21 protein-coding genes and 1 pseudogene are annotated in these 26,019 nt (G+C 65.5%); 10 read left to right on the top strand and 12 right to left on the bottom strand.

The features are described from left to right. Positions 1–309 (bottom strand): annotated as a pseudogene (locus tag ACT6XY_RS16400) (hypothetical protein); the annotation flags it as partial. 101 nt (positions 310–410) lie between these two features. Here ACT6XY_RS16400 and ACT6XY_RS16395 point away from each other — a divergent pair. After that, positions 411–743 carry a hypothetical protein gene (locus ACT6XY_RS16395; RefSeq protein ID WP_444749401.1) on the top strand — a complete coding sequence of 111 codons (333 nt, stop codon included), beginning with the start codon at positions 411–413 and terminating at the stop codon, positions 741–743. An 8-nt stretch (positions 744–751) separates the two neighbouring features. Here the strand turns inward: ACT6XY_RS16395 and ACT6XY_RS16390 are convergent, their stop codons facing one another. After that, positions 752–1,771 (bottom strand): DUF2793 domain-containing protein, encoded by a 1,020-nt coding sequence (locus tag ACT6XY_RS16390; RefSeq protein WP_444749400.1) that lies wholly within the window; start codon positions 1,769–1,771, stop codon positions 752–754. Positions 1,772–1,917: 146 nt separating this feature from the next. Between ACT6XY_RS16390 and ACT6XY_RS16385 the strand changes: the two genes are divergently transcribed. Further along, the gene (locus tag ACT6XY_RS16385; RefSeq protein WP_444749399.1) at positions 1,918–3,798 is read left to right on the top strand and encodes a DUF7024 domain-containing protein; all 1,881 of its coding nucleotides are present in this window, start codon (positions 1,918–1,920) and stop codon (positions 3,796–3,798) included. Between the two features lie 47 nt (positions 3,799–3,845). On the opposite strand, the gene ACT6XY_RS16380 is transcribed toward ACT6XY_RS16385, so the two are convergent. Both ACT6XY_RS16380 and ACT6XY_RS16375 read right to left on the bottom strand, forming a co-directional pair. Next, positions 3,846–5,081 (bottom strand): class I SAM-dependent methyltransferase, encoded by a 1,236-nt coding sequence (locus ACT6XY_RS16380; protein ID WP_444749398.1) that lies wholly within the window; start codon positions 5,079–5,081, stop codon positions 3,846–3,848. A 41-nt stretch (positions 5,082–5,122) separates the two neighbouring features. After that, the gene (locus ACT6XY_RS16375; protein WP_444749397.1) at positions 5,123–6,505 is read right to left on the bottom strand and encodes an NAD(P)/FAD-dependent oxidoreductase; all 1,383 of its coding nucleotides are present in this window, start codon (positions 6,503–6,505) and stop codon (positions 5,123–5,125) included. A 306-nt stretch (positions 6,506–6,811) separates the two neighbouring features. Between ACT6XY_RS16375 and gmd the strand changes: the two genes are divergently transcribed. The 3 genes from gmd to ACT6XY_RS16360 all read left to right on the top strand — a co-directional run bounded on the left by gmd (position 6,812) and on the right by ACT6XY_RS16360 (position 9,765). Continuing rightward, entirely contained in the window at positions 6,812–7,795 is a 984-nt protein-coding gene (gene gmd / locus ACT6XY_RS16370; protein WP_444749396.1) for a GDP-mannose 4,6-dehydratase, read from the top strand. A gap of 19 nt (positions 7,796–7,814) precedes the next feature. Beyond that, on the top strand, positions 7,815–8,756 hold the full coding sequence (locus ACT6XY_RS16365; RefSeq protein WP_444749395.1) for a GDP-mannose 4,6-dehydratase: 942 nt from the start codon (positions 7,815–7,817) through the stop codon (positions 8,754–8,756). A gap of 127 nt (positions 8,757–8,883) precedes the next feature. Continuing rightward, positions 8,884–9,765: a class I SAM-dependent methyltransferase gene (locus tag ACT6XY_RS16360; protein WP_444749394.1), complete on the top strand. Its 882-nt coding sequence runs from the start codon at positions 8,884–8,886 to the stop codon at positions 9,763–9,765. 43 nt (positions 9,766–9,808) lie between these two features. On the opposite strand, the gene ACT6XY_RS16355 is transcribed toward ACT6XY_RS16360, so the two are convergent. Then, on the bottom strand, positions 9,809–10,915 hold the full coding sequence (locus ACT6XY_RS16355; RefSeq protein WP_444749393.1) for a glycosyltransferase family 4 protein: 1,107 nt from the start codon (positions 10,913–10,915) through the stop codon (positions 9,809–9,811). Further along, positions 10,912–12,063, bottom strand: coding sequence for a glycosyltransferase (locus ACT6XY_RS16350; protein WP_444749392.1), 1,152 nt, complete (start codon positions 12,061–12,063; stop codon positions 10,912–10,914). Before ACT6XY_RS16350 ends, ACT6XY_RS16355 begins: the two co-directional genes overlap by 4 nt. 385 nt (positions 12,064–12,448) lie before the next feature. Between ACT6XY_RS16350 and ACT6XY_RS16345 the strand changes: the two genes are divergently transcribed. From ACT6XY_RS16345 to ACT6XY_RS16325, 5 genes are all read left to right on the top strand, one after another. Next, on the top strand, positions 12,449–13,234 hold the full coding sequence (locus ACT6XY_RS16345) for an ABC transporter permease (RefSeq protein WP_444749391.1): 786 nt from the start codon (positions 12,449–12,451) through the stop codon (positions 13,232–13,234). 127 nt (positions 13,235–13,361) lie between these two features. Then, a complete protein-coding gene (locus ACT6XY_RS16340; protein ID WP_444749390.1) occupies positions 13,362–14,612 on the top strand; it encodes an ABC transporter ATP-binding protein in 1,251 nt (416 codons plus the stop codon). Then, positions 14,599–15,459: an FkbM family methyltransferase gene (locus tag ACT6XY_RS16335; protein WP_444749389.1), complete on the top strand. Its 861-nt coding sequence runs from the start codon at positions 14,599–14,601 to the stop codon at positions 15,457–15,459. The genes ACT6XY_RS16340 and ACT6XY_RS16335 overlap by 14 nt, the downstream gene beginning before the upstream one ends. Beyond that, on the top strand, positions 15,459–17,402 hold the full coding sequence (locus ACT6XY_RS16330; protein ID WP_444749388.1) for an FkbM family methyltransferase: 1,944 nt from the start codon (positions 15,459–15,461) through the stop codon (positions 17,400–17,402). Before ACT6XY_RS16335 ends, ACT6XY_RS16330 begins: the two co-directional genes overlap by 1 nt. Next, positions 17,399–20,287, top strand: coding sequence for a glycosyltransferase family 4 protein (locus tag ACT6XY_RS16325; protein WP_444749387.1), 2,889 nt, complete (start codon positions 17,399–17,401; stop codon positions 20,285–20,287). Before ACT6XY_RS16330 ends, ACT6XY_RS16325 begins: the two co-directional genes overlap by 4 nt. Before the next feature lie 69 nt (positions 20,288–20,356). On the opposite strand, the gene ACT6XY_RS16320 is transcribed toward ACT6XY_RS16325, so the two are convergent. The 6 genes from ACT6XY_RS16320 to ACT6XY_RS16295 form a co-directional block, all read right to left on the bottom strand. Beyond that, positions 20,357–20,734: a GtrA family protein gene (locus ACT6XY_RS16320; protein WP_444749386.1), complete on the bottom strand. Its 378-nt coding sequence runs from the start codon at positions 20,732–20,734 to the stop codon at positions 20,357–20,359. Beyond that, positions 20,734–21,711, bottom strand: coding sequence for a glycosyltransferase family 2 protein (locus ACT6XY_RS16315; protein ID WP_444749385.1), 978 nt, complete (start codon positions 21,709–21,711; stop codon positions 20,734–20,736). Before ACT6XY_RS16315 ends, ACT6XY_RS16320 begins: the two co-directional genes overlap by 1 nt. After that, complete coding sequence (locus tag ACT6XY_RS16310; protein ID WP_444749384.1) at positions 21,701–22,378, bottom strand: NAD-dependent epimerase/dehydratase family protein; 678 nt, start codon at positions 22,376–22,378, stop codon at positions 21,701–21,703. The genes ACT6XY_RS16315 and ACT6XY_RS16310 overlap by 11 nt, the downstream gene beginning before the upstream one ends. 13 nt (positions 22,379–22,391) lie before the next feature. Then, positions 22,392–23,282, bottom strand: a complete 891-nt coding sequence (rfbA, locus tag ACT6XY_RS16305) for a glucose-1-phosphate thymidylyltransferase RfbA (protein ID WP_444749383.1) — start codon at positions 23,280–23,282, stop codon at positions 22,392–22,394. Continuing rightward, the gene (gene rfbB, locus ACT6XY_RS16300; RefSeq protein WP_444749382.1) at positions 23,272–24,351 is read right to left on the bottom strand and encodes a dTDP-glucose 4,6-dehydratase; all 1,080 of its coding nucleotides are present in this window, start codon (positions 24,349–24,351) and stop codon (positions 23,272–23,274) included. Before rfbB ends, rfbA begins: the two co-directional genes overlap by 11 nt. 307 nt (positions 24,352–24,658) lie before the next feature. Continuing rightward, entirely contained in the window at positions 24,659–25,819 is a 1,161-nt protein-coding gene (locus ACT6XY_RS16295; protein ID WP_444749381.1) for an AGE family epimerase/isomerase, read from the bottom strand. Positions 25,820–26,019 lie beyond the last annotated feature (200 nt).

The following is a 26,019-nucleotide window of genomic DNA, read 5'->3' as shown; positions in this document are numbered from 1 at the left end:
CAGGATGACCGGGCGCCGGTCGGCCGCCAGGGCGCGCACCTGCCCCGCCGCCCGCCACAATCCCCGCGGCAGCAGCCCGCCGCGCCGGGCGGCGCTCGCGACGACCGCGATGCCCTCGCCGAAGGCGGGCGCTCCCGCCTCGGGGGTGGTGAAGACGGCGAGGTCGAAGCCCCCGGCACGCGCCATCCTCGCCCAGGGCAGGAAATGCGAGCGGAAGAACCAGGCCTCGTTGATGAGGCAGATGACCAGCGGCGCGGGGGAGCCTGCCGCGGGGCCCGGTCCCGCCTGCCGCCCATCGGCGGACCTCATGACGGGTTCCTTGCCTTCACCGGGTCCTCATGAGACACAATCCGCCAGTCGCTCCTGCGAGCGCGTCGGCCCGGGCCCGGGTGAGTTTGGATCACAAGCGCATGACCATGCAATCCGTCGCCACCGAAGTCGAACGCTGCCTGTCCTCCTTCGTCCGCCTCTGCGTGAACCGCGTCATCCGGACCGGCGAGGCGCTGGACAAGTCCGCCATCATGGTGGCGAGCGCCCTGCACGCGAAACTGCCGCCGGCGACGTCGGCCGCGCTGCGCACCCATTTCGAGGCGAGCCTCGCCCAGCTCGTCGAGCTCGTCTCCGCCCTCGCCGTGCGCCTGCCGCCGCAGGTCCTGCGCGACTTCGCCGAGCGGGCCTCGGAGGTGCAGATCGCCGCGACGCTGGAACGCTCGCTGCGCAGCGCGATTCGCACCGAGGCCTGAGACCGCCCTCACGCCGCCACCGCCCGGTCGGTGACGCGCCGCCAGGCCGCCCCGTCGGAAAATGCGAGCACCGGCCCGCCGCTCTCGTCGCCGATGAAGACCAGCGCCCCCGCCCCGCTCGCCGCCGCCGACGGCAGCGCCGCCACCGCATGGGCCGGCACCCGCGGCGGCACCATCAGCTGCATGGCGTGATCGTCGACCATGAATCGGATGGCCGACAGCGTCTGGTCGAAGAGCACGAAGCGCCCGCCCCCCAGCCCGTTCGAATCGTCGGTGGCGGCGAAGCGGTATTCGCGGCCGCCCGCCCCGGTCGCCCGCACGGCCCAAGACGCGAAGTTGTGTGACGAGATGCGCCCGACGTGGCCCGTCACTTCGACCGAGACCGCCGGGGCCGCCGTGCCGATGCCGAGAAAGCCGGTGGCCGGGTCGACGGTCAACGCCTCGATCCAGCTCGCGCCGTCGGCGCTGACCTTGACCTGGAGGCGGTCGCTGCCCGCCGTGCCGATCTCGGCGCGCCCGGAAAAGCCGGTCTGGAAAACGAGGCTCGCGGTCTCCTCCGGCGCGCTCTTGTCGATCTTCACCTGATGGCCGGCGCCGGCATGGCTGAACAGGGTCGCGGCCGCAGCCACCGCCAGGCGGTTGGTGGCGTCGGCCGTGGCGTTGATGCCGAGCTGCGGCAGCGTGTCCCCCACGGCGAAGGCCCGCCAGCCGGCGGCGGTGCGGACGACGAAGAGGTCTTCTTCCACCACATAGGCGAGCCAGCCCGGCCGGGGGGCGTGGAAGTGCCAGGCGCCGCCCTCGCGGATCGCGATGTCGCCGGCATGGCCCGCCCAGTCGCCGGCAGCGCCCGCGGCCACCAGCCAGCGCCCGCCCTCCCCCGGGCCGGCGGGGGGTGCGGACAGGCTGCGGCTGTCCACGGCGAGCAGAACCAGACGGTCGAGCACGACCAGCGCCTCGTTGTGGGTGACGTGCTTCTGCGCCTGGGCGGCGGCGAGAACAGGAAGAGACAGGCGGGCGGTGTCGGACATCGGACGTCTCCATTCGGCACATCGTCCTAATATAGGAATTTTAACTCCTTGTCAATGTCGCGAGATCGGCCTCCGCGATTGCTGGGCCGCCGTCGATCCGGTAGTGCTGCAACGCAATGCCGTTCCGACGGCGCCGGAGAAGAACCATGCAGCGGCAAAGTCTGGCGATCCATCTGAGCCTGTGTCTGCTGCTGATTTTCCTGTTCGGCGGGCAGATCCACTCCCTGAGCGTCGATCTCCCGCATCATTTCGCTGTCGTCGACGAGCTGATGAAGAACGGTGCCACCAACATCCGCTCGGCCCCCAATGTCGGGGTGATGTGGATCTACCCACGGCTGAGCCACTGGCTGGCCGCCGGCCTCGGCCACATCGTCGGTTCGGGCCTGGTGGCCATGTGGCTCGTCTGCATCGTGGCGATTTACGGCGGATTCGTCGCCCTGTGCTGGCTGGTAGGACACGGCGGGCGCCTACTGAGCTTGTTGATTTTCTTCGCCCTCAGCGCTGCAGCCGTGCGAACTTATGGCGCTTTCGGCTTCGAGGTGGTGGGCAACTTCTTCTATTCGCAGCTGGTCGCCTTCGCCCTCTATCTCCTCGTCCTCGTCGCCCTCTGCCGGCCCGGCCTCAACCACCCTGCGGTGCAGATCGGCCTGGTACTAGCAAGTGCCGCCGCAATTCTCGGCGTTCACGCTTTGCCTGCCATCCACCTCCTCGCGGCCTTCGGCTTGTTTCTGGTAGCCCGCATTGCCCTAGAGTTATGGAAGGCGAGAGCGGTTCCCTGGGGAGCGGTTCTCGGTCTTCTCGCCTTTGCAGCGGCAGGGCTTGCCGTGCTGCGGTTTCATCCCGCTATGGCGAACATGCGCGAACTCTCCCAGAACGATGGCGCGCTGGAGTTTGAGATCAGCAACCCGGCCTTCCTCGTGGTGGCGGGCGTCGCATTTGTCGCCCTGGCCCTCCGCACTGGCAAGAATTGGTTGGCGGCCCGGCCGTTCGAGGTCGACCTCGTCGTCTTATCCGCTCTTGTGGCCTCGGTAGCGCTGGTCGTCCTGCAATGGCTAATGCTCAAGGTCCTGGGCGACGGGTCTCTCTATGCCGTGAAGAAGCACTTTTTTCTGCTGTTGACCTTCAGCCTCCTCGCCCTGGCCCGCGCTGCTCCAACGCCCCCCCCCTTCTTGTCGAACTGGAGCGGCAGCCACGCTCTGCGGGCTCTCGTCGGGGTGCCTCTCGTCGCCGCCGGATTGACGGCCTTGACCCTGCAGCGTCCGGGAATCCCCCTCTATCCCATTGTGCGGGCTATCGGTCATGCCGAGCACGCGGTGCGGTTCGCCTTCCCGGCCTTCCAGCCAGGTAACACCGCCGCGCTCGCCGAGACCATCCAGCCGGTCATTCGCTACATGATCTCCGTCTCGACCTTCCAGATGCCGCTCGCCGACCCGAGGCCGGTGAGCCTGATCGATTCCAGTTTCGTCGCCGAACGCGACGCCCGTTTCGTCATGGTCAATCGCGCGACGGTCGCCCTGAAGGCCTGCGTCGAGCGCTACGCCGACGCGGACATTTACGTCATCGTGCCGTCGACCTGCCTGTCGGCGCCCGCCAGGCTACCGGATGGCGGCACAATCTCATTTGTCACGGGATCAGGGGCTGCCGCCTATCTGACCGAGGGGTGGTGGCCTGTTGAGCCTTGGGGTGTCTGGAGCAAAGGAACAGCCGCTACGGTGGCACTCGAGCTTCCGGATCGCCTCAGGAATCAACCTCTAGACGTCCTCGTCACCGCCAATGCCTTTGTTACACCATCCAAACCGACGTTCACAGTTGACGTGACTGTAAACGACAGGCCTGCAGAGACCTGGAGCTTCCCGGCAAGCCGACGACCGTTTGTGATAAGCCTGCCTCCAGACGTTTCCGCTAACGGCACGCTGAAGATCGTCTTTACACCAAGGGACGCCTCGTCGCCCGCTGCCTTGGGCCACAATGTTGATCCCCGAGTTCTTGGGGTTGCGCTAACGTCCCTGGAAGTTCGGCAACGGTGACAACCGCCGCCAGCATGAATGTCATGCGGTTGGGCCGTTTAGGCAGGTTAGTCAGCAACTGGCGATACCACCAGCTTCCTCGCTGCGATGCCCAGCTGGCGTGGTTCGCCGGGAATGCTGGTCAGGTCTGTGCAAATCATGAGCTCCATCGCGTCTCGGAGTGACTCGAACTCAAACCGATGTGAAGTTCCCGAACGCACAATTGCCGTTTGCGTCCGCGACCCTGCCTGGATTTCTACAGTCTTGTGTTGAGGGAGGTAATTTGTCACCTCCAGCGCTACCGTCATCAACGGATAACGCAGACCAGGGAGCGGCAAACTTGCCCGAGTGCCCACGGTCCACCGGTGCGAGCCTTCAGCAGATCCCCAGCCATCTCCGGGGAGCAAAAGCGGATCACCGACGTTGGTTTCTTTGCCGATTGGGCTGCAGATATACGTCCAGGCTCGAAAAACGGGTCCTGGCTTGAAATCGACAAGCCAGCCGCATCGCATAAGCAGGCGGACGAAGAAGTCGCGTTGGAATCCAAGTTCCATCCAACCGTTTCGGCGAATGCAGAAGACGCTTAAGGCATCGAGCCGTGGCCCCCACGGGTAGGGAACGGAACCATGCGGCCCATCGACAACCGGTTCACCGGAAAGCACGAGCCTTCCATTTGCTTTCAACTGGTCATGCAGCCGAAGCAGAAGCGTCTCGAAATCCAAAGCGTGGTGGAAAGCCTCAAAGAATAGGATACGATCAAACCGCTCGCCGGCGAAGCCCTCTCCAAACGCGGCTCGCTCCAAGCGAACATCCAACGCCATAGCCTCACTTTGACGCTTAACGAGCGCAAGTGATTCCTCATCGATATCGGCTCCGAAAGCACGGATTCCGGTCCGGGCGAGCATCAGCAAGGCTTGGCCACTACCGGGCCCATATTCGAGAACACTATCCCCTTCTTTAACGTCTAGCGCCGTAAATATAGCACTCCATGCGGCAAGAAATTCACCTACAAAACTGCTAGACTGAAATGCAAAAGGGGAACTCCCGCGCCATATATCCGGCACTGATCCAAGCCCGCTTTTCTCATCCTCGACAGCACTGTAGACATCGCGCCGGGCGATGCGCAGATAAAGGTCCGTTGCCATCTTCCTGTACAAGGACCCAAACGGATCTTCTTGTAACATATCTGCAACCTCTACGGGTGCCATATGAATGGTCGAAAGATCTTGGTACTTCTGCGTATCGGGCGTCGCCGCCAAATCGTCGATCATCCGGAGAAGATCAGGTTCTGATATTTGGGTCATGATCCACTCAATTTAGCTGCTCGTTGAAATTCATAGCAGCTTCAGCCTTTGCCCACCCGTCCTGCGATCAGCTCCGCCACCGCATGGCCCTCGCGGATGGCGTAATTGGTACCGCGGTCTTCCGGATAGACTTGTGCCATGGTGGAAATGAACACGTTCTCAAGAGGCGTCTCGGCCGGCGGCATAATCTGCGAATAGTGCCGCTCCATGATCGGCTGGGCATAGGGCGCCCGCCAGACGTGGTGGCCCACCACCCAGGACCGCTCGAAGGCGGGGAACATGCGCTGGATATGCGGCAGCGAGAAGTCCAGCAGCTCGCCGTCCGCCATGGTGTAGAGCGGGTCCTCGGCCGGCAGGTACTTCGACAGGTAGACGATGTGCCGGCCGCCATAGGAGGCCGGCGGCTCGAAATTGGTGTGCTCGATGATGCCGACGAAGGGAAAGCTCGGGTCGGCGACGTTGAGCCAGTAGGTCTCCGACAGGCTGCGATCGAGTTCCAGCACCAGGCAGACATTGGCGAGGTAGCGCACCCGCCGGAGCCTCGCCAGATACTCGGCCGGCACGGCGCCTTCCATCAGGTCGGCGATCTGCGGCAGGGCCGGGGTCGCCAGCACCGCGTCGGCGGCGATGGTCTCGCCGCTGGTGGTCTCCACCGCCCTGGCCCGCGTCCCCTCCGCGACGATGCGGGAGACGCCCGTCGACAGGCGGATCTCGCCGCCGCGCCGGCGCACCTCGGCGCCCATGGCGTCGGCCAGCGCCGCGAAGCCGCCGCGGTAATAGGCCAGGACCTCGCGGCCGTCGGCGCTGCGCGAGCCGCCCCTGAGGGCGATCTTCTTCCAGAACCAGACCGCCGAGACCTCGTCCGCATAGGGGCCGAACTTGCCCACCAGCAGCGGCTCCCAGACGATCTTGTAGACCCGCTCGCCGCAGATGCGGATGAGCCATTCCTTGGCGGTCTGGCCCTCGAGGGTCATCCAGTCGCGCACCGCCCGGGCCCGGAACACCACCATGCCCAGCCGGATGCGGTCGAAGAAGCTCAGCGGCGTGAAGGTCAGCAGGTCCAGCGGGCTCGACAGCCGGAAGAAGCTCTTGGCGTGGTACATGCCGGTGCGCGTCGGCCGCAGCACCACCTGGTCCTCCAGGCCGAGCTCCTTGACGAGGTCGATCACATAGGCGTCGTTGTTGAACCAGTGGTGGTAGAAGCGCTCCAGCGTGTAGCCGCCGACGTCGAACCCGCCGGCGAGGCCGCCGAGGGCCGTGTCCGCCTCCAGCACGGTGACGCGGCAGCCGGCCGCGAGCAGCTTCAGCGCCGCGGCGAGGCCGGTGAAGCCACCGCCGACGACGACGACGTGGCGCCCCGCTTCGGGCGGGGTGGCGCGGCCCGCGTCGTCGTGATGGTCGGCCAGGGGGGTCGCAGCAGTCATGGCGCACCTGTCGGCAAGGTCGGCTTGCGACCGGAGGCGTCGGCCTGGCCTGCCGGAAAAAAGGCGCGGCAGCGGCAGGACGGTCCGTCCGCGGGGGAAACGTCGCCCTGCCATCGCATCTGCGGCGGCCAACATCAAGTGCGGCCCGCGAGAACGGCCCGGACGCCCCGGGCCGCCGGCCGCCCGGTCGCGGGTGCGCTGCAAAAAAATACGGGCCCCGGCGGGGATTTCAGGTTTCTTAGCGATTGATTCCGGTCCCGGCAGTCGCTATCCGGGCATCTGGCATAGGCTACCCTTGAGGATGCGATGAAGACTGCTCTGATCACCGGAATTACCGGCCAAGACGGTGCTTATCTGGCCCAGCTTCTTCTTTCGAAGGGTTACGCCGTCCACGGCCTCGTCCGGCGCAGTGCATCCGCCGACGTGATCAACGTGCGCCTGATCTGGCTCGGCATCGCCGACAAGGTGACCCTCCACGACGGCAATCTGACCGATGTGACGAGCATCGTGCGCATCCTGCAGGAGGTGAAGCCGGACGAGATCTACAATCTCGGCGCCCAGTCCTTCGTCAAATCCTCCTGGCAGCAGCCCCTGCTCACCGGCTCGGTGACGGCGCTCGGCGCCCACAACGTGCTCGAGGCCATGCGCATGGTGCGGCCCGAGGCGCGCTTCTACCAGGCCTCGACCTCGGAGATGTTCGGCCTCATCCAGGAGGCCCGGCAGAGCGAGAGCACGCCCTTCTATCCGCGCTCGCCCTATGGCGTCGCCAAGCTCTACGCCCACTGGATGACCGTGAACTACCGCGAGAGCTTCGGCTTCCACGCCTCCAGCGGCATCCTGTTCAACCATGAATCGCCGCTGCGCGGCATCGAGTTCGTGACGCGCAAGATCACCGACGGCGTCGCCCGCATCAAGCTCGGCAAGGAGAAGACCCTGGCGCTGGGCAATCTCGACGCCATGCGCGACTGGGGCCACGCGCGCGATTACGTCGAGGCCATGTGGCTCATGCTGCAGCAGGACAAGCCGGAGGATTTCGTCATCGCCACGGGCGTGACCACCTCGGTACGCGACTTCTGCCGCCTCGCCTTCGCGCATGTGGGCCTGAACTACGAGGATCACGTCACCGTCGATCCCCGCTTCTTCCGCCCGGCCGAGGTGGAAGTGCTGCTCGGCAACCCGGACAAGGCGAAGGCCAAGCTCGGCTGGGCGGCGACGACGACGCTGCAGCAGCTGGTTGCCGAAATGGTCGATGCCGATATGGTACGCCTGAAGCGCGGCGAGCATCTTTGACGGATCGGCGGCAGTGAGCATGAGGGTTCTGGTAACGGGGAGCGGCGGCTTCGTCGCGCCCTACGTGGTCGCCGCCCTGGGTGCTCAGGCGCCGGGCGGGGTCGCGCTGACCCTCACCGGCCAGAACGCCGGCGAGACCGCCTTCGGGCCGATCGCGGCGCTCGACATCACCGATCCCGCCGCGACCGACGCGATGATCGCCGCGGTCCGGCCGACGCACGTGGTGCACCTCGCCGGCATCAGCGCCCTGCCCCAGGCCGCCGCCGATCCCAACATGGCCTGGACGGTCAACGTCCTCGGCACCCTGAACCTCGCGCGCGCGGTGATGCGCCACGTCCCCGCGGCGAGCTTCCTCTTCGCCGGCTCCAGCCAGGCCTACGGGGGCGTGCCCGCGCACGGCGGCCCCCTGCGCGAGACCGATCCGCTGCTGCCCACCAGCGAGTACGGGGCGACCAAGGCGGCCGCCGATCTCGGCCTCGGAGTCCTCGCCCTGCAGGGCCTGCGCGCCATCCGCTTCCGCCTGTTCAACCATACCGGCCCGCGCCAGACCGAGACCTTCGCCGTGCCGTCCTTCGCCAGCCAGATCGTCAGGATCGAGCGCGGCGAGCAGCCCCCGGTCATCAAGGTCGGCAACCTCGACGCCGAGCGCGACATCCTCGACGTGCGCGACGTCGCCGAGGCCTATGTGGCCGCGCTACTGCGCGCCGAGGCCATTCCCGCCGACACCGTGCTCAACATCTGCTCCGGCCGCGGCACGCGCATGCGCGCGCTGCTAGACGGGCTGGTCGCGCGTGCGCGCGTGCCCGTCACGGTGGAGGTCGATCCCGCGCGCTGGCGCGCCAACGACATCCCCGTGCTCGTGGGCGATCCCGCGCGTGCGCGTGAGGTCCTCGGCTGGCAACCCCGGCGGGACATTTTCGACACGCTGTCCGACATGCTGGCGGCAACCCGGGGCATCTGACGGCAGCTTGGCTGTGATATCCTTGGGCCGGCAAATGCCGCTGCCTGCGCACGATGTACCTGAAAGACGAGCTTGCTATCGTTAAAGCTCACCAATGACATTCCACCGCGGACATGGGAAACACGACGTGAGCAGCCCGTTCTTCTACTACAACTCAACCTTTGACGCCCAGGAGACGATGCGGCGGCATGCGGCAACGGGACTCCAGCCGACGCCAGGCTACCTCACCAATTACCTCGGGGTCCGGATCGACCCCAAGTTTTTCCCGACACTTCTGGCCGGAAGGGCCGGCGAAGTCGAAGCCATCCCAATCCCCGCGAACTGGCATGCCGACATCGCCGAATGGGCCGCGGCCCTCCGCGCGGTGGAACTCGCCAGAGAGCGCTTCACCATCATCGAGCTCGGCTGCGGCTGGGGATGCTGGCTCAACAACACGGGCGTCGCCGCGCGGCGGCTCGGCCTCACGCCGACGCTGATCGGCGTGGAGGGGGATGAGGGGCACATAGGCTTCGCGCGCGAAGCCTGTGCCGTCAACGGGTTCCCGTCCGAGAGCGTGGAACTGCACCACGGCATCGCCGCGGCCACGAGGGGCCAGGCGCTGTTCCCGCGTCAGGACCATGCCGGTGTTCAATGGGGGCTCGAGCCGATCTTCAACGCCAGCGATCGCGACATCGCGAAGGCGCTGAAGCGGGGTACGCACGACCAGCTTCCCATGATCGCGCTGGAAGACCTCGCCAAGCCGCACGGCAGGATCGACCTGCTGCACATCGACATTCAGGGCGGTGAGGCCGATCTCATCGAGAGCTGCCTGCCGACGCTGGCCGAACGAGTCGCCTACATCCTCGTCGGCACGCATTCCCGGCAGATCGAGGGACGCATCTTCCAGACCTTGCTGGCCGCGGGCTGGCTCCTCGAGATCGAGCGCCCCGCCATCCTTCATCTCGGACCGGCTCCGCTCGTGGTCGTCGACGGGGTGCAGGGCTGGCGGAACCCGAAGCTGCTGCCCTGACGCAGCCGAAACTGCTGCCCTGACGCGATCGCGCGGCGCGCTTTCAGCGCTCCGCCGCGAGGTCCTCGAGCACAGTTCCCCAGGACAACAGTCCGTGGGCTTCGACCAGTTGCGCCCGGCACGCCGCCGCGACCGCGTCGGGAGGGGGCAGCGGGGTCAACAGCGCCCGCGCAAGAGCGCCCGGCGAGAGATCGTCGACGACCCGGCCCGCAGCGCCCTCGCCCACCTGCTCGGGCAGGGCTCCCTTGGGCGTGACGACCGTCAGACGCCCCGCTGTCAACGCCTCGCAGACGATCCCCGACTGCGTCGCATCGGTATAGGGACAGAGGAGCGCATCGTGGGCCGCAAGCGCTGCCCGGCGGGCGCTCGTATCGGTCCAGCGCAGATCGATCGTTACCCGGGGATCGTCGGAAAACGTCGCGCGAACCTGCTCTGCCGCTGGTCCGTCGCCGATGATCGTGAGCCTGACAGGCGCGTCGGCCGGCAGTTGGCGTAGCGCCCCGGCGATCCGATCGAAACCCTTGTAGTCGACCAGGCGGCCGAGGCTGAGAAATCGTGTCGTCCCATCGGGCTTGCGGGCGGGAAGCGGCGCAAACTCGCTGAGATAATGGCCTTCCAGTGGTTGCGCGCTGACGATGGGAGCCAGCCGCTTCCGGCGCGCGAGGGTCTCGGCCATGGCATGCGACATGGCGATCACCCGATGAGACCTCGCCAGCACGCGATTCTGCATCAGCCGCTGTGCGGTACCCCAGCGGTCGCCTTGATGGGGAACCGGATCATGGACCACGTAAGCCAGCCGCGCCTTCCCCTTGGCGACGAGATCAACGGCCGATCCGAGGCCAGCGAACATCATGGGCGCCACGACGATGTCCGGCCGTCGCCGTTCGAGGGCTTCCGCGAAAGACCCTCTCCAGCGCGGAATGGCGCGCATCGCATCGACCAGGCCGGCATTGTCACCTCCCACGGACTGGACGACGTCCATGTCGCTGACCCAGGGCGCGATCTCGTCAATCAGATCATTGCCGGACGACAGGCTCGCATACAGGTCGAACTGGGGGTGGGCCTCGCGCAGGTGCCGCGCCAGCAGCTTCGTGAACAGCGCGCCGCCGCCGCGACGGCCCCAGTACCATAGAAGGACGCGGATGCTCATGAGGACCGGCTCTCGATCCACCGCGGCGCATGCAGCCCCTCGAGGAAGCCTGGAACGCCGAATGCATCGACGAGGCGGGCCTTCCCGCGCGACGCCTTGTCTGCTGCATCCTGCGGGCTGGCAAGGATGATCATGACCTGGCGGACCGCATCGTCCACATCGGGCACACGCCACGTCGAAGGGCCGGCAAGATCGAAGACGGGCGCGGAGGTGCCCATCCGGGAGGCGACGGGCCAGCCCGTATCGGCGTCACAGAAATCAGCCGTCGCGCCGACATCCGTCGCGACCACCGGAATGCCGCGCGCCATGGCCTCCGCGACGGTCAGGCCGAACCCTTCCGCGTGATGCAGGGACATGTAGATGTCGATGCGGCGCCACCATCGTTCCATCTCTTCCACGGTGAGTTCGTTGTGGACGATGTCGATGAGAACCCCCTCCGCACGTGCAAGTTCGGCAACCGAAAGAAAATCTTCGGGCAGCCGTCCTCCGCGCAGCAAGAGAGACAGCCGGACGGGACGCCCTGCCGCCACCAGTCTACGAGCGCAGGTTAACGTAGCGTAAACATTCTTTCGTGCAAACGCGGCCAACGTATCGGCAGCAAAGCCGAGCGTGGGGAGATCGGTCCGGCTCTGCGCCGGACGAGCCATCGCGGTATCTGCGGGCAGGTTGAGAGCCACGGGATAGGGCCAGAGGGCCACGGGCTGGCCCAGCGCCGACGCGAGCACCTCGGCGGCGAAGCGTGTGGGAGCGCGAACCTCGTCGAAACGCGTCGCATGATCTCGCCACGAGGGCGGGACATCGGGATATTCCCAGACCCACGACCCGATCCGCCGGCGCCCCTGGAGCCGGGATCGACCGATCCGCGACAGCGCGAACGAGGAGACGGGCGGATTCGTCACGAGAATGAGCGTTCCTCGGCCACCCCCCTCATCGGCCGGGGCTTCGGGGACCGGCACGACGCGCGACTGCCGGAATGCCTCGGTGAGATCGATGATCCTCACCTCCTGCCCGGCCGCCATCAGCCCGCGCGCGGTCAGCCGCGCCGCCTCGCCCAGTCCCGTCGGCGCACCGAACGCGCCCGCGACCACGAAGGGCGGCTCCGCCTGAAGCGGGGACGCGCCGAGCCGCGGGGCGAGGACGAGCGACAACCGGTCGAACGCCGCGCGACGCAGGCGATGTGGCACAACTCTCCACAACGCGTGTCGGAAATCCCCCATCACAGCCCGCTCAACCTGTAGCACCCTCTCCCGGTCATCAAAAAGCCAGCGAGAGGATCGAAGTCCACATACCGCGCCACAGGGCGCGCGCGTTCGCGCGGGCTGAGGCCATATAGCACGCGCGGAGCGGCAGGAGGATCGGGGGAGGCAATCGAAATTCTTGACTTGGCGCAGAGGTTGCACGCATGAGAGAGCATGGCGGGAACGTCGAGGCGACGTAAAGGTTCCTGGGTAACTCGGGGCCATACCGTTGAAGCAAAGCGACTAAGATGACCAGAACGGTAGCAATTCACCATCGCGCGAAGGTTGCATAGCTGTGTTGGGCAGCCTGTGGAAGTACCGTTACTTCGTTATCGGGTCGATCAAAGCCGATTTCCGCGCGCGCTTTGCCCGGTCTAGATTGGGCTTTTTCTGGATCATTCTTCATCCCATCATTCAGTCACTGATTTTCGCGGTGGTGCTGGCCGAGGTTCTGGGGGCGCGCCTGCCTCAGGTCGAAGGCAAGGCGGCCTACCCGATCTACCTTCTGTCCGGCATGGCCGCCTGGGGCCTGTTCTCGGAAATCCTGAATCGCAACGTCACCATTTTCATCGAACAGGCAGCGGCGCTCAAGAAAATCGCTTTTCCGCGGCTCTGCCTCCCCTTCATCGTGTGGGGGACGGCTCTGGTGAACCATCTGGTCCTCCTCGCCGCGATCGTCCTCATCCTGCTGTTCATCGGTCACGTGCCGGGCCTGGCCACCCTGGCGATCCTGCCGGGCATCCTGATCATCTCGATGCTGGCCTTCGGGCTCGGCGTCTTTCTCGGCGTCCTGAACGTCTTCGCCCGGGACATCGGGCAGGTGATGACCGTGGTTCTCCAGTTCTGGTTCTGGATGACGCCCATCGTCTACAGCAAGAACGTCGTCCCCGAGAAATTCCGCGTCATCCTCGAGCTCAATCCGATGACGTCGCTGGTCGGCATCTATCAGGATGCGCTTCTCCTGAACGCATGGCCGTCGCCGGCCTCCCTCTGGCCGCCCGTCGCGCTGGCCTGTGTGGCCGTGACCCTCTCGTTCGTGATCTTCCGGCGCGCGAGCCCCGATCTCGTCGACGCCCTCTAGACGAGCGTTATCCCATGAGCACTTCGAGACGTTCCATCGACCAGACGGCTGTCGCGGTCCCGCCACGGGAGCCGCGCGGCCCGCGCAGCCTGCGCCTGGCCGCGCCCGATGGTCCGGGAGTGCGCCTATGAGCCCCCCGGTCCTCAGCCTGCAGGGCGTCGGCAAGTGCTACACGTCCTTCGCCACCAACATCGAGCGTTTCGCAACCTGGTTCGGGGTCAAGAGCACGCCCCGCGAAACCTTCTGGGCGGCGCGCGACATCAGTTTCGACGTCGCTGCAGGCCAGGCCGTCGCCCTGGTGGGGGAAAACGGCGCCGGCAAGAGCACGCTGCTCAAGATGATCACGGGCACCGTACGCCCCACGACCGGGAGCATCGCGGTCGCGGGCCAGATCAACGCCATCCTCGAGCTCAGCATCGGGTTCAACGGTGAACTGACGGGCCGCCAGAACATTTACCAGGGCGGCGGCCTGATGGGCATGTCGGGCGAAGAGCTGACCGGGTTGATGCCCCATATCGAGGCCTTCGCGGAGATCGGCGACTTCTTCGACCGCCCCTTCCGGACCTATTCGAGCGGCATGCAGGCGCGCCTCGCCTTCGCCCTTGCCACCGCGCGGCGCCCCGACCTGCTGATCATCGACGAGATTCTGGCTGTCGGCGACAGCTACTTCCAGCACAAGAGCTTCGACCGCATCCGGCAGTTCAAGGACGAGGGCAGCGCCATCATCCTGGTGACCCACGCGCTGGAATCGGTGCGCGCGCTTTGCGACCGCGTCTTGCTCCTCAGCAAGGGCACGGTCGTCAAGGACGGGCCGCCCGACGAGGTGGTCGACTATTACAATGCGCTGATGGCCGCCAAGGAGAACGCGCTGCTCTCGGTCGAGCAGCGGCGGGTCAAGGGCGGCTGGCTCCATACGCGCTCGGGAAGCTATGCGGCCGTCGTCAGCCACGTCGATCTCGTCGACGACGGAACCCGGGCGCCGGTCTCCACGGCGACCGTCGGCCAGAAGCTGGTCCTGACGCTGACGGTCGACGCGGCGGAGGACATCGAGACGCTGGTCGTCGGTGTCATGATGCGTGAACGGACCGGCCATATCGTCTGGGGCACCAACACGTGGCACAGCAGGCAGACCATGAAGGCGAAGGCGGGCGACAGGGTCATCTGCGAGATCGCCTTCGCCTGTGACCTGGGGCCAGGATCCTACAGCGTCTCCACGGCCCTGACCTCGTCGGAGACCCACCTGAGCGACAATTACGAGTGGCAGGACAACATGCTCGTCTTCGACGTCGTGAACGTCGACCGGCCGTTCTTCATCGGTTCGACCGCGCTCGAGGCCAGCATCACCCTGACGAACGGGCGGACCGATGGACCCGCTTGAACGGACGTTGATGACGATCGGCTGCCGGGACTGCGACGCCCTGCCGAAGGCGCCGGATGCCGGTCGCATCGTCGCGACACCCGACGGCCCGGTGCAGATCATGCACAACGGGGTGAAGGTGGTCGCCGGCGGCTATCACGGGGACTGGATGGCCCACATCATCCGGGCGCTGCGCGGCCACCACGAGCCGCAGGAGGAACTGGTCTTCCACCACCTCCTCCGTTACGCCCGCCACAACACGCTGATGGTCGAGCTCGGCGCCTTCTGGTCCTACTACAGCCTCTGGTATCTCGATGAGGTGCCGGGGTCCGAGGCCGTCTGCATCGAGCCGGATCCCCACAACCTCGCCGTCGGCCGCCGCAACATGGAGCTGAATGGCCAGAACGCACGCATGACGTTTCACCAGGCCGCGATCGGCGCCCCTGCGGCCGACGCCGTGGAGATGGTCTGCGAAAGCGACAACGCGACGGTCGTGGTGCCCCGCCTGGACATGGCCGGCGTCCTCGCACGGGTGGGCGGACGGGCCATCGAAGTCCTGCATATCGATGCACAGGGCGCCGAACTGGGATTCCTCCAGTCCATGCCGGCGGCGGTCGCCGCGGGGCTGGTCCGGTTCCTGGTGGTCTCCACCCACCACGCATCGATTTCCGGCTCGAAAACCACCCACGAGGACTGCCTCGACGCGGTGCGTTCCATGAACGGAACGATTTTTGCAGCGCACAGCATCCAAGAATCGTTTAGTGGCGATGGTCTGATCGTTGCTGGCTTTTTCCGTCAGGACACGCGGATCGTCATGCCGCCCCTCTCCCGCAACAGACCTGAATCCTCCCTCTTCCCCGAGAGCTGATGTTCGTCTCCTACGCACAAAACTTCGAGGACGTGATTCTCTGGCGTGCCCTGAAGCATGTCGAGGGCGGGTTCTACATCGACGTCGGGGCGCAGGACCCGGTCGTCGATTCCGTCAGCAAGGCCTTCTACGAGCGCGGCTGGCGCGGAATCCACGCCGAGCCGTCGGCTGCCTATGCGGCCAAGCTGCGTGCGGACAGGCCGGACGAGGTGGTGGTGGAAGCCGCCATCGGGTCCGGCGACGGCGCCCTGCCCTTTTTCGAGTTCCCCGAGACGGGCCTGAGCACCGGCGATCCGGCAGTCGCCCGGATGCACGAGGAGCGGGGTCTTGCCGTCGTCGAGACCGCCGTCCCGCGCAAGCCGCTGTCGGCCCTGTTCGACGAGGCCGGCGAGCGTCCCATCCATTGGCTGAAGATCGACGTCGAGGGCATGGAAAAGGACGTCGTCGAGTCCTGGTCGCCCTCCTCAGCGCGCCCCTGGCTCGTCGTCATGGAGAGCACGCTGCCCAACTCGTCGGAGGCAGCCTTCGCCGACTGGGAGCCGTCCCTGGTCGCCCTTGGCTACCAATTTGCCTATTTTGACGGCCTCAACCGATTTTATGTGCACGAGGACCACCTGGATCTGTTGGCGGTGTTCGGCCCGGGCCCCAACGTGTTCGACGACTTCGTCCTGTACGGCAATTCCAGTTTCACCGCCCTTCTCAACCAGCGCATCCTCGATCACCACAACGCTGCCCTTCACGTCCAGTCGGAACTGGGGATCAGGACCTCCGAACGCGACCTCGCCGGCCAGCGGGCTGCCACCCTGAGCGCCGCCCTCGCCGACCGCGATGCATCGCTGGGGCGGCTCGAGATCGAGGTCGCTTCGCGCACGGCGGCGCAGGAGCAGGTCGAGAGCCAACTCGCGGAACTTAGGAATGCTGTGGCCGAGCGCGAGAGCACGATCGGGCAGCTGAAGATCGAGGAAGCGTCGCGGACGGCCGCATTGGCCGAGGCGGAGGCCCGCCTGGCCGCTCTCCAGAGCGAATTCGCCGACGCCAGCGCACGGCTCAAGCACGCGGAGGACGAACGAATCAGCCTGTCGGCGGCGTTCGCCCGCGCCCAGGAGAACGTCGGTGAACTGACCTCACAGCTGTCCGTCAAGGAAGCCGAGGTCAGTCAGCTCAAGATCGAGGAGGCGTCCAGGCGGGCAGCCCTGGCGGAAGCCGAGGGCCGGCTCGCCGAGAGGACGGGCGAATTGGGAGAGGCGCAGAAGCTCAACAAGGCGCTGGAGACGGAAAAGGCGTCCACCGCATCGCGCCTGACCGCGGCCCGAAAGAATGCGGAACGACTGACGCTCGAGGTCCAGAAGAAGACCGCGCGCCTCAAGGCCACCGAGTCCGCTCTGGAAAACAAGGCCACACTCGTCGGGCAGGTCCTGAGGCAGATCGACGTGGTCGGATCCGCCAATGCGGAGCTGACCACTGCGGTCGACAGTCTGCAGGCCCGACTGAACGCCAGCGAGCGAAGACGCCACGACGAACTCGCCGCAGCCAACGCCCAGATTCGCGCCCTTTCTGCCGTCGTCGAACGCGTGAGCGGTGACCTCTCCGCGGTCCATGCCAGCACGTCCTGGCGTGTCACCAAGCCCCTTCGCGGCGTCGGACACGCCGCCAAAGCCGTCACCGCTCCCAAGGAATCCCTTCGTCGCGCCGCCGAGCACGGCCTCGTCTGGCTCAACGGCCGTCCGAAGGTGCGTCATTGGGCCGTGTCGCTGTTGCGTGTCGTTCCGCCTCTGGACCGACGACTGCGTCAGTTCGCGACGGTCCGCGGTTATGGCGCGGCGCTGCCGCAGCCGCCGGCGCAACCGGTATGGGCGCTCGACTGCGCGCCCGAGAGCCTCTCGGAATGGCAGCGCCTCGTCTCCGGAGCATCCAGGACTCTCAAGGGTAAGCGGCGGGCATGAAAGTCTGGATCGACGGCCAGTGTCTGCAGACGGCCAGCCGACTGAGAGGAATCGGCCGCTACGTGCAGGAATTCTTGAGGGCGCTCGCTAGCGAGGACCTGAACCTCTCGATTTCGTTCAACGCCGCCATGAGCGACGAGGCCATCGCGGCGCGCGACTTCGTGGCGCAGTGGATCGACCCCAGACAGATCCATGTCTGGAACGGCGTCGCCGAAGGCGGCGAAGGCGTGGTCGGCTACAGCGAGCGGCGCCGCCTGAGCGAGGTGGCTCTCGCCCACCACGTGGCGTGCCTCAATCCCGACATAGCGATTTCAGCGAGTCCCTTTGAAGGGGTCGGCGACCTCGCCGTTCCCCTCACTCCCCGCTCGGTTCCGGGGGTCCCGATCGCTTCAATTTTCTATGACGCCATTCCTCATCGGTTTGTAGATCGCTACCTCAGCAACCCCAAATTTAAGTCTCACTATTATCGCAGACTTGGCTTCTACGGATCTTTCGACCTAAACCTATGTATTTCGGATTTCTCGCGGAACGAAGCGATTGACATATCAAAGAACACGAATGCGATCAGCATATTTGCTGGTATTTCTCCAGATTTCCTTGGATTACTGAATCAGGAACTTGTGGCCGTCGCGGGCATGCCGGCAAAAGGCTTCGCTCTCTATGTAGGCGCACTGGATTGGCGCAAGAACGTCAAGATCATCCCTGACGCCTTCGCTAACTTGCCCTTCAACCTGCGCAACAGTCTCAAGTTTGTGCTGGCGGGCGATCAACACCCCGGTCTATTGGAGGACATCCGCGCCCATTGGCTTGGCCTCGGCCTGCCTGAGAGCAATTTCGTAAGCCTCGGCCACGTGTCCGACAGCGACCTAGTCGCCCTCTACAAGGCGGCAGCCGTCGTGATCCAGCCGTCCCTCATGGAGGGGTTCGGGCTGACGGCTCTCGAAGCGATGGTGTGCGGGACGCCAGTCATCGGGTCGAATGCTGGCGCGCTCCCTGAAGTGGTGGGAAATCCGGACCTCCTTTTCGATCCGCGTAGCCCTGATCAATTGGCCGTGCGGATCGAGCGAATTTTCACAGACCGTGAGTTTACCGCGCGCGCGGTCACGACCAGCCGTGAGCGGGCAATAGATCTGACATGGTCGAGATCGGCAGGGATCGCGTCCGCAGCTTTGACGGAAACTGTGGGTACACGGCGGAGCCGTAAGGTGTGCCCGCCACTCGCTAAGATTCGCTCCAATACACTTGCAGCGCTAGGCCCCATCGACCTTCCCGCCGACCTGATCGCTGACATCTTCGCGCGCGCCGAGCCCCAGGAACCATTGGGCAATCGCCTTATGATCGATGCAACGTCGACGGTCCGCGTCGATCACGGAACGGGCATCCAGCGCGTCACAAAACAGATCGTCCGGAATCTGGTAGGCCGCGAGGATCAGGATAACATTGTCGTTTACTCGGATTCACCGGAGGGATTTTACCGAGTTGGCTTTGATGGACGCGCTCCTGCGCAAGCGGTCGATCGACTTCCGGAGAAGAAGGCTCGGTTCTTGTGGGGCGACACCGTCCTTATGCTAGACAGTTCATGGGAGTTTCATCACTCACATCTGCCCATGCTTCTGACGGCACGCATGCGGGGTGCGGAGGTCGTCTCTTGCCTCTACGACACCGTGCCACTTCGTTACGAGGCGATGTGCCACCCCGGGATTCCTCTGATTTTCGCCGACTGGTTTAGGTCTGCGCTGACGTATTCAACCGGATTCGTATGTATATCACGGGCCGTCGCAGATGAGCTTCACGCCCTCCTGCGAGGGATCGGCTTTCCCCGTCCGATGAAGATCGGCTATTGGCACCTCGGTGCCGACTTCTCGACGGAACCAGCTGCCTTCGAGCCAGACCTGAGCTCGGGTCGACCGACATGTCTGATGGTCGGCACAGTCGAGCCGCGGAAGGGCCATAGCTTGGCGCTGGACGCGTTTGAGGATCTCTGGCGCGCCAATGTCGACGTCGAGTTAGTCATTGTCGGGCGTCCCGGCTGGGGTGTCGAACATCTGGTGCAGAGGTTACGCAGCCATCCGGAGGCGGGACGGCGGCTGCGTTGGTACGACAAGGCGAGCGATCGAGACCTCCAGCGCCTTTACGCCCAAAGCGACGTACTGATCGCGGCCTCCTACGCTGAGGGGTTCGGCCTTCCCCTCGTCGAGGCCCGCCATTTCGGTAAACCCGTCATCGCTTCCGACATCCCCGTCTTCCGCGAGGTGACGGACGGCGCTCAATCGGCCCGGTTCTTCGATGTGGGTTCCGCTACTGCGCTGGCTGCGGCCGTGGAAACATTCCTTGATGACAAAGAGAAGGGGCGCCTCTCCGCCATAGTGGATCGACCTTGGATCGACTGGCGGAAGAGCGCAGACGAGATCCGTCAGGTCGTCGTCGGCGGGAACTGGTACAAGCTTTATGAGCCTCCGGTGCGCAAGCCCTATGTCTCGATCTTCGATCACGGCCGGACGACCGTTGCCGGCCCCCTGGGCGAGAACGATCGCGCCCACCGTATGGAGCTCGTCGAGGGGCCGATCTCAAGCGAGGGCGGAACGCGCCGGCGCTACATCCTGCGGCTGACGAACCTGTCGAAGAGCGTCTGGTCCAGCGCAAATGATTCGTCCGGAGCGCTCGGCGTCGCCATCAGTTACCACGTGCTCGGGGCCGACGGCGGGGTCATCGCCTACGACAATCCGCGCTCGCGCTTTCCCTTCGTCCTGACGCCGGGCGACAGCCACTACATTTCCATCGAAGTGCCGGCGGAGTGGCGCGAGAAGGGTGCGGCCTTCATCGACGTGGAGCTCGTCCAGGAGGGCGTCGCCTGGTGGGGCAACGCCTTGCGCCTGCCTCTCTGAGACTGCTCGCCGGCAATGCCGGAGCAGGCCTCGCCCTCCGGTCGACGGCCCGCCTCGCCGTATCGCAGTTCAGCGGGCCGTCCCGGCGTCCCGGAAGGTGATGCTGCGGTTCAGAAGGAACTGGATGGCGACGACAACCGGCAGGGTGAGCAGCTTGGCGATGGTGGCATCGACCGAGAGCTGCGCCACGAGCACCCACAGCATGACCGCGGAGGCCGTGAAGCCGACGGCCGCGACCATCACGAACAGGGCGAAGCGCTGCGCCGTACGGTTGGTCGTGCCGAAGGTGATGACGCGGTTGAGGAAGAAGCTGACGACCGTCCCGCAACCATAGCCGAGAACGTTGGCGTACTGGTACCAGAGGCCGAAATGCAGGCTGGCATAGTACACGAGGTAATCGGTGGAGACGCCGATGCCGCCGCAGATGCAATAGAGGAGGAACTGCATCACGCCTTCCCGGTCCCGGAGGTCGCCGGGGGAAAGCCGACGGATTCCGCGATGACATATTGCGGTCTGGAATTGATCGTCAGCAGGACCCGGCCGAGATACTCGCCGAGCATGCCGAGCGCCAGCAGCTGGAAACCGCCGATGATCAGCAGGGTCACGATGAGGGAGGACCAGCCGATCGGCATGACGTCGATGGTCAACTTCTGAATGATCAGCAGGATCGCCATGACGAAGCCGAGGCAGGAGATGGCGACACCCATGAGCGAGGTGAGCCGCAGCGGCACGAGGGAGAAGCCCGTGGCCATCTTGAGCCACAGCGAAATGGATTTCTTCAGGCCGTAGCGGCTGACACCGGCATGGCGCTCGTAGTGATCGACGTCGACGGTGCCGATATTGCGCGTCACCGACAGGATGAGCCCATCCACATACACGTAGGGACCCGAATAGGTCAGGATGTCCGCACAGATGTCCGCCTTCATGGCGCGGAAGGGCGACAGGTAGAGGCTCGACGGCTTGTTCATCAGATAGCCGGCGACCAGATTGTTGAATTTGCTGCCGAAAACCTTCCACGCCGCATGATTGCGGTTCTTGAAACGCGCGAAGACGACGTCGTGCCCCGCGGCGATCCCGGCGAGCAGTTTGGGAATGTCGGCGGGGGCGTGTTGCAGGTCGTCGTCCATGGTGACGATGATACGCCCGCGCGCCCGTGCGAACCCGGCCATGAGGGCATTGTGCTGGCCCGCGTTCATGCGCAGCAGCACGCCCTTGACCTTCGGGCGCTTTGCCGCCTCGCTGCGGATCACGCTCCAGGTGCCGTCCGGCGAATGGTCGCAGACGACGATGATCTCGTAGCTGCCGTTCACCTCCGGGTCTTCGGTCAGCACCGTCTCCAGCCGGTTGAACAGCTCGGCGATGATCTGCTCGCTGCCATAGGCCGGAATGACGACGGAGAGCTTGGGAGCGGCCTCAGCGTCCATAATATTTTCCTATGACGGTCTCGATATATCGGTCGTCGAATGCAATGCCGAGGCCAGCGGCGCAGCGCGCCGCCCATGCGGCCTCGATGGCGTAGGCCCCGCCCGCGTCGACGGTGGAGAACCGCGCTGTTCGGCCCAGCACCTTCTCGAAGGCCGCCACGATCTCGGAGACGGACACGGAGAACGGACAGGCGACGTTCTCCGTCATGCAGTCCGCATCCGGCGCCATGGCCATGGCGATGGCCGCCACGTGGTCGACGTCGATCAGATTGCGCCGCGCCCGCGTCCAGACCTCGAAAGGCGTATCCGAGGCGATGCGGGAATGAAGGAAATTGGTCAGCAGAACCGGGTTGTCGGAGCGACCCACCACCTGCGGAAGCCGGAAGATCGTGAAGGACTGCGCCGTGCGCACGAGCTCTTCCATGCGCAGCTTGTGCCGGACATAGGCCGTGCCGGCCATCTCGGGATCGAGGACGCTGCAGCTGCCGAAGTAGAACAGCCGGCGCCCGGTCGCGATGCTGTCGCGCAGCAGGCCTTCCTCGCGGGCGAAGGCCTCGTCCCGCGTCTCGCGCGAGTCCGAGACGCCGGACGCGAAGACGACAGTGTCCTCCAGCGCCGCCTCATAGGGACGGAAGGCGGTGGCGACGAGGCCGCGTCCGACGATCACCGGGCAGCCTCTCTCATGGCCGCGCCGGGCTGGCCTGCCGGACGAGATCGCCGAGATAGGCCCCATAGCTGTTCTTGCTGAGGTCGCGCGCCCGCGCGGCGAGCGCATCGAGACTCATCCAGCCGTTGCGGAAGGCGATCTCCTCGAGGCAGGCGATCTTGTAGCCCTGGCGCTTCTCGATGATCTCGACGAAATGCGCCGCCTCGAGCAGGCTCTCGAACGTGCCCGTGTCCAGCCATGCAAACCCGCGGCCCAGGACCTGCACCTTGAGCGCGCCGCGCTCCATATAGGCCTGGTTGACGCTGGTGATCTCCAGCTCACCCCGGGGCGAGGGTTTCACCGCCTTGGCGATCTCCACCACGTCGTTGTCGTAGAAATAGAGGCCCGTGACGGCATAGTTGCTCTTCGGCCGCGCCGGTTTCTCCTCGATGGAGACCGCCTGCATGGCGGCATCGAACTCCACCACGCCGAACCGCTCGGGATCCTTGACCGGATAGCCGAACACGGTGGCGCCGGCCGAACGCGCGGCGGCTTCCTGCAGGATCGGGCTGAAGCCCTGGCCGTAGAAAATGTTGTCCCCGAGGGCGAGGCAGACCCCGTCCTGCCCGATGAAGCGCTCGCCGATGATGAAGGCCTGGGCGAGACCGTCGGGGCTCGGCTGGACGGCATAGGACAGGTTGACCCCGAACTGGCTGCCGTCCTTCAAAAGGCGCTGGAAAGCCGGCTGGTCCTCCGGCGTCGTGATGATCAGGATGTCGCGCACGCCCGCCAGCATCAGCACCGAGATCGGGTAGTAGATCATCGGCTTGTCGTAGACCGGGAGCAGCTGCTTGGAGATGCCCTCGGTGATGGGGTAGAGGCGCGTCCCCGCGCCCCCGGCCAGAACGATGCCCTTACGCGCCATGGACGAGGCTCCTGTCGTAATGCCGGTCGATCCAGGTCCGGTAGGCGCCGCTCGTCACCTCCTCGACCCATGCGGGATTGTCGAGAAACCACCGCACCGTCTTGGCGATACCGGTTTCGAAGGTCTCGGCGGGCATCCACCCCAGCTCCTGCTGGATCTTCGTGGCGTCGATGGCATAGCGGCGATCGTGGCCGGGGCGGTCCTTCACGAAGGTGATCTGCTCGCCGTAGGACCGTCCATCGGAGCGCGGCCGGACCTCGTCGAGGATGGCGCAGAGCGTCCGCACGACGTCGAGGTTCGCCCTCTCGTTCCAGCCGCCGACATTGTAGGTCTCGCCGAGCCGGCCCGCCTCCAGCACCCTGCGGATGGCCGCGCAGTGATCCTTGACGTAGAGCCAGTCACGGATCTGCTGCCCGTCGCCGTAGATGGGCAGCGGCTTGCCGGACAGCGCATTGTGGATGCACAGCGGGATGAGCTTCTCGGGAAAGTGGTTCGGCCCGTAGTTGTTCGAGCAGTTCGTCGTCAGCACCGGCACGCCGTAGGTGTGGTGATAGGCCCTGACAAGATGATCCGATCCCGCCTTGCTGGCTGAATAGGGGCTGTTGGGCATGTACCGGTTCGTCTCGGCGAAGGCCGGCTCGGCGGGCTCCAGCGAACCATAGACCTCGTCGGTGGAGACGTGGAGGAAGCGGAAGGCCGCCTTCTCGTCCAGCGGGAGGTCTCCCCAATAGGCGCGCGCTGCCTCGAGCAGCCGGAAAGTGCCGACGACATTGGTCTCGATGAAGGCGGCAGGCCCCGCGATCGACCTGTCCACGTGCGACTCGGCCGCCAGGTTGAGGATCGCACGCGGGCGGTGGGCGGCGAACAGCGCCGCCATCTGCGGCTGGTCGCCGATATCCGCTTTCACGAAGATGTGGCGCGGGTCGCCCATCACGGCGGAGAGGCTACCGAGATTGCCGGCATAGGTCAGCTTGTCGACATTGACGACCGTCTCGTCGTGGAGCGCGAGCCAATCCAGAACGAAATTGCTCCCGATGAACCCAGCGCCTCCCGTCACTACGATTGTCATGAATTGGAAACCTCCACGAGGACAGCCCGTTGGGCCCCTCGATACATACATACTGTGCTTTGCGAAAGGTCCGATCGGCCCTTGGTCAATGCCCCGGCACCAGGGCAAGATTGCAGCCTTGCCGCGGGGTTCAACCGAAACTTCGACCTTCGCCGGCCGATCCTGCCGCCCGGACGATCATCGCGCCGGGGCGTGCCGACCGCACGGGCGCCACGGCCCGCGGCAAGTGTCGCATCACCCATGCCCTTCCCCTTTCGCCGCATGATCACGACGACTGCGCCGAGATGGGCCCTGCTTTCGTGACACTTCATGCGGACGCCGCATGCTGAACGCCTTCGAGCGGAGACAGGACCCGGTCGGCCTCCGCTACGACGACGAAGACATGATAGAGAATGCTCGTCGGTATCTTTCCCGGGACGGGTCGCCCCCCTGCGTCGACTTCGTCGATCCAGCCGGCGACGATCGGACGGCGCAGGTGGTGCTCGTCCATCGTCCGCAAGGCCCTGTGGGCTTTGGCTGCCGACCCGGGAACCCCTGCCTCCACTTCGCTGATCCAGGCCTTCGCATATTCGGTCGCCAGCCAGGACCTCCGCGATCCGCGGCGCACGCGGAACTGCCTGTCGCACTCGTTGACGAGGAGACCGGTGCGGGAATCCTCGGTACGGGATGCGCTGGCGAGGAGACGGCTCGGCAACGGCTCCCGGGCCTGTTGCGACAAGGTCTCGTGGCGGCGAAGGAGCCAGCACCACTCCGCGAGGTGACCCGGCTCCACCGTGTCCCCCATCGGGCCATCGACGGCGCGCCAGTCGTCACCGAAGAACTCGCCGATCGTATCCGTTTCGCTGTCTAAAAGGCGGTGCAGCATGAAAGCCTTCATGCGCGCCGCGCGCTCCAGCCCCTCGGCACGCCCGGCGGCCTCGAACAAGGCCAGCATGGCCTCGAACCAGTGCATCTGCGGATTCTGGCGCCTCGGAAGGCTCTGTGGCCAGCCTTCGGTAAGCGCACCGACATCGTCGGTCAGGCGGCCGTCGACGAAGCCCATGAGGTCGTCGATATCCGTGTCCAGCTTCGTCTCCCCCGTCGCCCGCCGAAGCCAACTGACAGCGAGGACGGCGAAGGCGTGATCATAGGAGTCGCGGGTCGCATTGGAGACCTGACCGTCGGGGGACAGCAGATGCACGAGGCCCTGCCCGAGGCCGTCCGGGGCGGCGACCTCCCGCAGGCGATGCCAGAGCCGGAACGCCAGTTCGTCGCCGTTCGGCAGCCAGCCCAGCACCGACGCGTGGGAAAACGCATAGATCTGACGCAGCTGGACCCGCACCCGCAGCAGCGCGTCGGGATCAGGGGATCCCCCGGCATCCATCTGTTCATACGCCAATCCGGTCCGGTCATTCAGGCCCGCGCTGGCCCAGAACGGCAGGGATTCCGTCTTCAGCCACCGAACGAGTGAGTCAGTGTGTCCGATCATGGGCGCTCATTTCGTCTCGATTGGCCTCGATACACCGAGAACATCTGCGGTTGCTTCGATCAGATCGTCTGGTTGTAGGCGCCGACTTCCGGGTTCTCGCGCAGCACGGCGTCGACGGCGCGGAACATCTCGTGCATGCGGGCCTCGGACGCCGGGCTCTCCACGACGACGACGAGTTCGGGCTTGTTGGAGGAGGCGCG

This window comes from Phreatobacter sp. (genome assembly GCF_052440005.1).
In the GTDB taxonomy this organism is placed as follows: domain Bacteria; phylum Pseudomonadota; class Alphaproteobacteria; order Rhizobiales; family Phreatobacteraceae; genus Phreatobacter.
This window is presented reverse-complemented; position numbering and strand designations above follow the sequence as displayed.

Excerpts from the sequence above, each read along its gene's own strand:
- ACT6XY_RS16295 (WP_444749381.1), bottom strand. The coding sequence starts at position 25,819 with ATGATCGGACACACTGACTCACTCGTTCGGTGGCTGAAGACGGAATCC.
- ACT6XY_RS16385 (WP_444749399.1), top strand. The coding sequence starts at position 1,918 with ATGCAGCGGCAAAGTCTGGCGATCCATCTGAGCCTGTGTCTGCTGCTG.
- ACT6XY_RS16355 (WP_444749393.1), bottom strand. The coding sequence starts at position 10,915 with ATGAGCATCCGCGTCCTTCTATGGTACTGGGGCCGTCGCGGCGGCGGC.
- ACT6XY_RS16395 (WP_444749401.1), top strand. The coding sequence starts at position 411 with ATGACCATGCAATCCGTCGCCACCGAAGTCGAACGCTGCCTGTCCTCC.
- ACT6XY_RS16330 (WP_444749388.1), top strand. The coding sequence starts at position 15,459 with ATGTTCGTCTCCTACGCACAAAACTTCGAGGACGTGATTCTCTGGCGT.
- ACT6XY_RS16340 (WP_444749390.1), top strand. The coding sequence starts at position 13,362 with ATGAGCCCCCCGGTCCTCAGCCTGCAGGGCGTCGGCAAGTGCTACACG.
- ACT6XY_RS16390 (WP_444749400.1), bottom strand. The coding sequence starts at position 1,771 with ATGTCCGACACCGCCCGCCTGTCTCTTCCTGTTCTCGCCGCCGCCCAG.
- ACT6XY_RS16325 (WP_444749387.1), top strand. The coding sequence starts at position 17,399 with ATGAAAGTCTGGATCGACGGCCAGTGTCTGCAGACGGCCAGCCGACTG.
- ACT6XY_RS16365 (WP_444749395.1), top strand. The coding sequence starts at position 7,815 with ATGAGGGTTCTGGTAACGGGGAGCGGCGGCTTCGTCGCGCCCTACGTG.
- ACT6XY_RS16380 (WP_444749398.1), bottom strand. The coding sequence starts at position 5,081 with ATGACCCAAATATCAGAACCTGATCTTCTCCGGATGATCGACGATTTG.
- gmd (WP_444749396.1), top strand. The coding sequence starts at position 6,812 with ATGAAGACTGCTCTGATCACCGGAATTACCGGCCAAGACGGTGCTTAT.
- ACT6XY_RS16315 (WP_444749385.1), bottom strand. The coding sequence starts at position 21,711 with ATGGACGCTGAGGCCGCTCCCAAGCTCTCCGTCGTCATTCCGGCCTAT.
- rfbB (WP_444749382.1), bottom strand. The coding sequence starts at position 24,351 with ATGACAATCGTAGTGACGGGAGGCGCTGGGTTCATCGGGAGCAATTTC.
- ACT6XY_RS16320 (WP_444749386.1), bottom strand. The coding sequence starts at position 20,734 with ATGCAGTTCCTCCTCTATTGCATCTGCGGCGGCATCGGCGTCTCCACC.
- ACT6XY_RS16375 (WP_444749397.1), bottom strand. The coding sequence starts at position 6,505 with ATGACTGCTGCGACCCCCCTGGCCGACCATCACGACGACGCGGGCCGC.
- rfbA (WP_444749383.1), bottom strand. The coding sequence starts at position 23,282 with ATGGCGCGTAAGGGCATCGTTCTGGCCGGGGGCGCGGGGACGCGCCTC.
- ACT6XY_RS16335 (WP_444749389.1), top strand. The coding sequence starts at position 14,599 with ATGGACCCGCTTGAACGGACGTTGATGACGATCGGCTGCCGGGACTGC.